We start from the raw sequence: 7746 nt of genomic DNA, 5'->3' as shown, positions 1-7746 counted from the left end.
CTACAGTTTTGACAGGCGTTCGCCGATGCGGCTGGCGTAATTCATCACGTGGAAGGTGTAGTTCTCTTCCACCGTGCCCTGGAACAGATGCGCCCAAGGGCCGATGGCGTAGATGCCGAGATCTTCCCCGCCGTGGGTCTCGCTTTTCAGCGGCACCAGCGCCGGCTGAATGAAGTCGGGCGCGGTGGCCTGCTCCATGGTCAGCGTCGGGCGCTCGGTCAGCGGGATGACGGCGCCGGGGCCGTTGGCGAAGCCGACGGTGGTGTAAGGCTTGCCGTCGCTGCCCAGCAGCGGTTTGCCGTTGACCCCCACGGAAATGCCGAGGATAGGATTGCCCCGTTTGGCATAGCCGGCGATGGTCAGCGTGTGGCTGTGATCGCCGGTCACCACCACCAGCGTTTCATCCAGATTGACCTTGTCGACGATGGTTTTCACCGCTTCGTTCAGGGCGACCGCGTCGCTCAGCGTGCGGTAAGCGTTGCCGTTGTGGCTGCCGTGATCGATGCGTCCGCCCTCCACCAACAGCAGGTAGCCTTCGGGATTCTTGGCCAGAATATCGATGGCCTTGCTGGTCATTTCCGCCAGCGAAGGTTCGCCCGCCGCGTCTTTCCGCCGGTCGTGTTCGAAGTTCATGTGCGACGGTTCAAACAGGGCTAGCAGGTGGTCGACTTTACCCGGTTCAATCTTGTCGAACTGCGCCTGATTCCATACGTATTGCCCGCGTTCGCCATAGCGTTGCAGCCAGGCCTGTGTCAGATCGCGGCCATCCTTTCTGGCGCCTTGCTTACCGGGGTATTCCGGATCGTTCACGCTGTCGGGCAAGAAGTTGGCGCGCCCGCCGCCCATTGCCACGTTGAGGCCGTTGCCGTACTTCATTTCCACCAGTTGGCGCGCGATGTCGCGGCAGCCTGCGGCCAGGGCCGCTGCCGGCATTTTGGCGTCGGATTCCCAATCGCGGTTGGCAATATGGGCATAGGTTGCGCCTGGCGTGGCGTGGGTGATGGTCGCGGTCGTCACGGCGCCGGTGGACATGCCGAGCGTTGCGGCCATCTCCCACAGCGTGGTGACGGCCTTGGTTTGCTGGTCCTCGCAATTGTTGAGGGCGGCCGTATGATTGAGGCCCATCAGGTCGTTGATGGTTTTGACGCCGGTGGTCATCGCTACTGCGCTGGGCGCGGAGTCGGTGATCTGGGCATCCGCGGAGTAGGTTTTGGCCGCCGCCAGATAGGGGAAGGCCTCCCAGGCCAGCACGTTGGATTCGCCGTCCACGCCGCGCTGCTGCCCTTCAAAAATACGGGCGGCGGTCACGGTGGAAAAACCCATGCCGTCGCCGACCACCAGAATGACGTTTTTGGCGCGGTTGGTGTTTGGCGTCTGCTTTATCCGCTGTTGCAGCTGATTCTGCGCCTGAAGGAAGTAAGGATCTTCGCGCTGCGTGAGCTGCGCTTTGTCCGCCGCGCCGGCGGTTGCCGTCCAGCCGGCGAGTAAGGACATGGAAAGCGCCAGGCGGGTTGCCAGTGTGAGTCTGAACATGAATTCCTCCTTGGTGAGACGTGATTCCCGTCGTGCCGATGGGGTTGTCAGCACCCTGTCGGCTAAAGGAGGAGTGTATAGATTGCGTTAACAAAAAATACATAAATTGCTCACAAATTAGACCTGTGTGGCAGTAATGTCATGGTATTCATATGGACTATTAATTATATGAAAAGCATAAACTTTTTGTCTTTATATTGGCCAGTGAACTTCCTGGGGTTTTATTTCAAATTTATTGAACATCATCATCACGGTTATCCGGCTGTGTTGGTGCGGCAAAGCGCGTAATGTAACGCCATAGCACAATTTGAACTAAGGATCTCCCTATGAACACCTCTCGTATGCCGGCACTGTTTCTTGGCCACGGTAGCCCGATGAACGTGCTGGAGGAAAACCGCTACACTCAGGCATGGCGTGCGTTGGGTGAGTCATTGCCGCGTCCGAAGGCGATCGTGGCGGTTTCCGCGCATTGGTACACACGCGGCACTGCGGTAACCGCAATGGAAAAACCCAAAACCATTCACGACTTCGGCGGGTTCCCGCAGGCGCTGTTTGATACCCGTTATCCGGCGCCGGGTTCTCCCGCGCTGGCCGCGCAGCTGCAGAAAATTTTGGCGCCGGTGCCGGTGACGGCCGATCTCGGTGAGTGGGGGCTTGACCACGGCACCTGGGGCGTATTGATCAAGATGTACCCCAATGCCGACATCCCGGTGGTGCAGCTCAGCGTCGACGGCACGCAGCCAGCGGCCTATCACTATGAGCTGGGCCGCAAACTGGCGGCGCTGCGGGATGAGGGGGTGATGATCGTCGCCAGCGGCAACGTGGTGCACAACCTGCGCATGGTGAAATGGCAGGGCGATACCAGCGCCTACCCGTGGGCGGAGTCTTTCAATAACTTTGTCCGGGATAACCTGCGTTATCGGGGCGATAACCATCCGCTGGTGGATTTCATGCGCCATGAGGGTGCGGCGCTGTCGAATCCGACGCCGGAACACTATCTGCCGTTGCTGTATGTGCTCGGCGGTTGGGATGGGAAAGAGGCCATCAGCGTGCCGATCGACGGTATCGAAATGGGGGCGCTGAGCATGCTGTCGGTGCAGGTGGGGTAAAAAAACGCCAGTCAGAGACTGGCGTTTTTGTCTTCGGCAGTGCGATCAGCCGAGGATGGTGTGCGGATAGAAGCGCGACAGATCCTGCGTGATCAGTTCACGATCTTCACGCAGGCCGATGCCACAGGGTTGATCGTTCACCAACCAGCTGCCGATCAACGTGTAGCTGCCTTCGAACTTCGGCAGCGGATGGAACTGCTGTACGATCATGCCTTCTTCGCCGTAAGGTCCATCGACGCGCGCCACTTCCTGACCGTTTTCGACGATCTGGATATTGGCGCCTTCGCGTGAGAACAGCGGTTTGGTGACGTAATGATCCATCGGCGGATGATCGTCTTGCGCGAAATAGGCCGGCAGCAGGTTAGGGTGGTTCGGGAACATTTCCCACAGCAGCGGCAGCAGCGCTTTATTGGAGATGATGCTCTTCCAGGCCGGCTCCAGCCAACGCACGCCGGCGTCTTCCAGCTTGGTGGAGAACATCTCGCGCAGCATGAATTCCCACGGGTAGAGCTTGAACAGGTTGCCGATCACCTGATCCTGCAGATCGGTGAACTGGCCTTTTTCGCCGAGGCCAATCTCTTCCATGAACAGGAATTCGGTCGGCAGACCGGCTTCCTGCGCGCAGTCCTGCAGATATTGCACCGTACCGCGATCTTCTTCGCTGTCCTGGCAGCACGCCAGGTGCAACAGGCCGAAACCGTGATGCGCTTTCAGCTCGGCGAAACGCTCGATCAGCTTCTCTTGCAGGCTGTTGTACTGATCCGATTCCGGATCCAGATTGCCGGCGTTGATCTGGTCTTCCAGCCACAGCCACTGGAAGAAGGCCGCCTCATACAGCGAGGTTGGCGTATCGGCGTTGTTCTCCAGCAGCTTCGGCGGGTTAACGCCGTCGTAGGCCAGATCGAGACGCGAGTACAGCGACGGCTGGTTGGTGCGCCAGGCGCTGCGCACGAACTCCCAGGTGTGTTTCGGGATGCAGAACTTGGCCATCAGCTCGTCGCTGCCAACCACTTTTTCCACCACCTGCAGGCACATCTGGTGCAGCTCGGCGGTGGCGCTTTCGAGCTCTTCAATCTGCGCCAGCGTGAACTGGTAATAGGCGTCTTCACACCAGTACGGCTCGCCATACATGGTGTGGAAACGGAAACCGAACTCGGTCGCTTTTTCGCGCCAGTCCGGGCGCTCGGTAATAGCAATACGTTTCATGCCTCAACCGCCCATGCTGCGAGAGCCGGAGTTGGAAGTCGCGCTGCTGCGCTGCATGCTGGTCTGCTTGGCCACGGTCTCGCCGAAGCCGCCGCGGGTCACGGTGTTGGTGACCGCAGGCTTCGGCGCCATGGCGGTTTTCGGCACCGTCATGGTGCGGCCGCCGGCGGTGGCCGGGCCGTAGCTCTTGCCGCTGGCGTCGACGAACTTGCCGTTCGCCGGGCTGGCGGCGTTCTTGGAGGTGAACAGCGGCTGCTGCGCGAAGCCGGAACCGCCCATCAGGCGGCCCATCATGTAGCCCGCCATCAGCGGCATCCAGAAGCTGCCGCTGCTTTGCGATTCCGCCGCCATGCCGGCCTGTGCCGGAGCCGGCGCCTGGGTGCACTGCGCTTCGCCGAATTCGGCGACGCAGTCTTCGCGGGTAGCGTATTTCGGCGCGGTTTTCGCCGCTTCTTTCAGGGCGCTGTTGTAGGCGGTGGTGCACTGCTCGCTCATCGAAGGATTGGCGCGCGAACAGTCATCGGCATTCTGATACAGGGAGACCGTTTCATCGCTCTTCTCGCAGCCGGCCAGCATAAAGACGGCGCTGATCGCCAAGGCCACGGGCGCGACACGGTAGCTGCGCCAGGATTTGCGGAACGTCTCTTGGTTGATGTTTTTTGTCCGTTTCATCGTTATCAATCCCATCATGCGGGCTGTTTTCGCCCTTTCCCAGTAGTGGCGCTAAGGATAGGGGAAACATGGTCAAAATTAAAGCTGAAACGCCCTCGGAATCCACTCTTTACGCAGTTATACGTTGGGGTGTGCGCCAGTTCGCTTTCGCGGCGAAAAAACGCGCGTTGGCGTTTCATATTGAAACGTTGTCGCTATGATGATGTTCCATTATGGAACAAAAATCGCGAGGCTCGCCAGGCGGGCGGCGGGCGCTCATAGTCGAAGCACAACAACAAGCCGGCGGTGAAGTCGGCGCGTCATCACCTGATATCTGAACGTTACCATCGCCAACTCCCTACAAGGATCCGGTTATGTTGAGAATCATCCAGTCACCAGGCAAATACATCCAGGGCGCCAATGCGCTGGCTGCCGTCGGCGAATACGCCAAATCCCTCGCCGATCATTACTTCGTGATCGCCGACGACTTCGTGATGCAGCTGGCGGGCGACACCCTGATGGGCAGCCTGCAGCGGCACGGCGTGAAACATCACGCGGCCCGCTTCAACGGCGAATGCTGCCGCAAGGAGATAGACCGGCTCGGCCATGAGTTGCAGGCCCACGGTTGCCGGGGGGTGATCGGCGTCGGCGGCGGCAAGACGCTCGACACCGCCAAGGCTATCGCGCACTACCAACAGCTGCCGGTGGTGCTCATTCCCACCATCGCCTCCACCGATGCGCCGACCAGCGCGCTGTCGGTTATCTACACCGAACAGGGCGAGTTCGCCGAATACCTGATCTACCCGCGCAACCCGGACATGGTGGTGATGGACAGCGCCATCATCGCTAAAGCGCCGGTGCGCTTGCTGGTGGCCGGCATGGGCGACGCGCTCTCCACCTATTTCGAGGCTCAGGCCTGCTTCGACGCGCAGGCCACCAGCATGGCCGGCGGCAAATCGACGTTGGCGGCGCTCAGCCTGGCGCGGCTGTGTTATGACACGCTGCTGGCGGAAGGGGTGAAAGCCAAGCTGGCGGTCGAGGCCGGCGTGGTGACGGAAGCGGTGGAACGCATCATCGAGGCCAATACGTATCTGAGCGGCATTGGCTTCGAGAGCAGCGGGCTGGCGGCGGCGCACGCCATTCACAACGGTTTCACCGTGCTGGAAGAGTGCCACCACCTGTATCACGGCGAGAAAGTGGCGTTCGGCACCCTGGCGCAGCTGGTGCTGCAGAACAGCCCGATGGCGCAGATTGAAACCGTGCTGGCGTTTTGTCATGGCGTCGGCTTGCCGATCACGCTGGCGCAGATGGGCGTCGCGGGCGATACGCCGGCGAAGATGATGGCAGTGGCCGAGGCCAGCTGCGCCGCCGGCGAAACCATTCACAACATGCCGTTCAAGGTCACTCCTGCCGGCGTGCAGGCGGCGATCCTGACGGCGGATCGGCTGGGCGCCGCCTGGCTGCAGCGTCATTGATACCGTCGGGGCGCGGTGTGCCGCGCCCCTGGGCTTACAGAGGAAACCATCGTGAAAAAACTGATTAATCAGGTCGAGTCGGTGTTGGAAGAGCAGTTGCAGGGGCTGGCGGAGGCTCATCCCGAGTTGCTGGTGCATGCGGATCCGGTGTTCGTGACCCGCGCCGATGCGCCGGTGGCGGGCAAGGTGGCGATCCTGTCCGGCGGCGGCAGCGGCCACGAGCCGATGCACTGCGGCTTCGTCGGTGAAGGGATGCTCGACGGCGCCTGTCCGGGCGAGATTTTCACCTCGCCGACGCCGGATAAAATGTACGAGTGCGGTCAGGCTATCGACGGCGGCGCCGGGGTGCTGCTGCTGATCAAGAACTATACCGGCGACGTGCTGAACTTCGAAACCGCCACCGAGCTGCTGCACGACAGCGGCGTCGCGGTGGCGACGGTGCTGGTGGATGACGACGTGGCGGTTAAAGACAGCCTGTTCACCGCCGGGCGGCGTGGGGTGGCCAACACCGTGCTGATGGAGAAACTGTTGGGTGCCGCCGCGGCGCGCGGCGACGATCTGGACAGCGTGGTGACGCTGGGGCATCGCATTAACAACCACGGGCATTCGATCGGCATCGCGCTGGGCGCTTGCACCGTGCCGGCCGCCGGCAAGCCGTCGTTCACCCTCGCAGAGAACGAGATGGAGTTCGGCGTCGGCATTCACGGCGAGCCGGGCATTGCGCGCCGCCCGTTCACCACGCTTAATGCGGCGGTGGATGACATGTTCCATACGCTGATCGACCACGGCCACTATCAGCGCGCGATCCGCGTCTGGGATCGTCAGCAGGGCGAGTGGCGCGACGAGATGCAGACCAAACAGCCGCTGACGCGCGGCGATCGGGTGATCGCGTTGGTGAACAACCTGGGTGCCACGCCGCTGTCCGAGCTGTACGGCGTGTACCATCGGTTGGCGGAGCGCTGCGCCGAGGCGGGCATCATCATTGAACGCAACCTGGTGGGTTCTTATTGCACCTCGCTCGATATGCAGGGCGTGTCCATCACGCTGTTGAAGGTGGACGACGAGCTGTTGTCCTTGTGGGATGCGCCGGTGAAAACGCCTGCGCTGCGTTGGGGTTACTGAGGAGGAATCATGGCGTTGACCAAACAACAGGTCGTCGATTGGCTGATGCGTTGCGGCGAGGTGTTCAGCCGGGAGCGCGATTTTCTCACCCAGCTGGACACCGAGATCGGCGATGCCGACCACGGTTTGAACATGAATCGCGGCTTCAACAAGGTGGTGGAAAAGCTGCCGTCGGTGGCGGACAAGGATATCGGTTTCATCCTGAAAAACACCGGCATGACGCTGCTGTCTAGCGTGGGCGGCGCCAGCGGCCCGCTGTTCGGCACCTTCTTCATCCGCGCAGCGCAGGCGGCGAACGCCAAGCAAAGCCTGGATCTGGCGGAACTGCATCAGATGATGCAGGAAGGGGTTGAAGGCGTAGTGATGCGCGGCAAGGCGGAGCCGGGCGACAAGACCATGTGCGACGTCTGGTGGCCGGTGGTGGAAAGCCTCGGCCAGTCCGCGCAGCAGAAACTGAGCGTGGCGGAGGCGCTGCAGCGCGCCGCCGAAGGTGCCGAGCGGGCGGTGGAGAGCACCATCACCATGCAGGCGCGCAAGGGGCGGGCCAGTTACCTGGGCGAGCGCAGCATCGGCCACCAGGATCCTGGCGCCACTTCGGTGATGCTGATGATGAAAACGCTGGCCGAGGTCGCTGGCAGCTAGCAGGAGGC

8 protein-coding genes are annotated in these 7746 nt (G+C 61.4%); 5 read left to right on the top strand and 3 right to left on the bottom strand.

Annotated elements, in window-relative coordinates; all coding sequences use genetic code 11:
- Window positions 1-1533: an alkaline phosphatase gene (locus tag BHU62_RS20670; protein ID WP_073534135.1), complete on the bottom strand. Its 1533-nt coding sequence runs from the start codon at window positions 1531-1533 to the stop codon at window positions 1-3.
- A gap of 326 nt (window positions 1534-1859) precedes the next feature.
- Here BHU62_RS20670 and ygiD point away from each other — a divergent pair, with 326 nt between their 5' ends.
- Window positions 1860-2642 (top strand): 4,5-DOPA dioxygenase extradiol, encoded by a 783-nt coding sequence (ygiD, locus tag BHU62_RS20665; protein WP_073534134.1) that lies wholly within the window; start codon window positions 1860-1862, stop codon window positions 2640-2642.
- Window positions 2643-2687: 45 nt separating this feature from the next.
- Here ygiD and BHU62_RS20660 read toward each other — a convergent pair whose 3' ends face one another.
- Both BHU62_RS20660 and BHU62_RS20655 read right to left on the bottom strand, forming a co-directional pair.
- The gene (locus tag BHU62_RS20660; RefSeq protein WP_073534133.1) at window positions 2688-3848 is read right to left on the bottom strand and encodes a glutathionylspermidine synthase family protein; all 1161 of its coding nucleotides are present in this window, start codon (window positions 3846-3848) and stop codon (window positions 2688-2690) included.
- Between the two features lie 3 nt (window positions 3849-3851).
- Complete coding sequence (locus BHU62_RS20655; RefSeq protein WP_049198472.1) at window positions 3852-4520, bottom strand: DUF1190 family protein; 669 nt, start codon at window positions 4518-4520, stop codon at window positions 3852-3854.
- 68 nt (window positions 4521-4588) lie between these two features.
- Here BHU62_RS20655 and BHU62_RS25540 point away from each other — a divergent pair, with 68 nt between their 5' ends.
- From BHU62_RS25540 to dhaL, 4 genes are all read left to right on the top strand, one after another.
- Complete coding sequence (locus BHU62_RS25540; RefSeq protein ID WP_265341108.1) at window positions 4589-4720, top strand: hypothetical protein; 132 nt, start codon at window positions 4589-4591, stop codon at window positions 4718-4720.
- Window positions 4721-4873: 153 nt separating this feature from the next.
- Entirely contained in the window at window positions 4874-5974 is a 1101-nt protein-coding gene (locus BHU62_RS20650) for a glycerol dehydrogenase (protein ID WP_073534132.1), read from the top strand.
- Window positions 5975-6025: 51 nt separating this feature from the next.
- Entirely contained in the window at window positions 6026-7096 is a 1071-nt protein-coding gene (gene dhaK, locus BHU62_RS20645; protein WP_073534131.1) for a dihydroxyacetone kinase subunit DhaK, read from the top strand.
- Between the two features lie 9 nt (window positions 7097-7105).
- Window positions 7106-7738, top strand: coding sequence for a dihydroxyacetone kinase subunit DhaL (gene dhaL / locus BHU62_RS20640; RefSeq protein ID WP_073534128.1), 633 nt, complete (start codon window positions 7106-7108; stop codon window positions 7736-7738).
- Window positions 7739-7746: the final 8 nt, after the last annotated feature.

It is taken from the genome of Serratia marcescens (assembly GCF_001902635.1).
Taxonomy (GTDB): domain Bacteria; phylum Pseudomonadota; class Gammaproteobacteria; order Enterobacterales; family Enterobacteriaceae; genus Serratia; species Serratia marcescens_F.
This window is presented reverse-complemented; position numbering and strand designations above follow the sequence as displayed.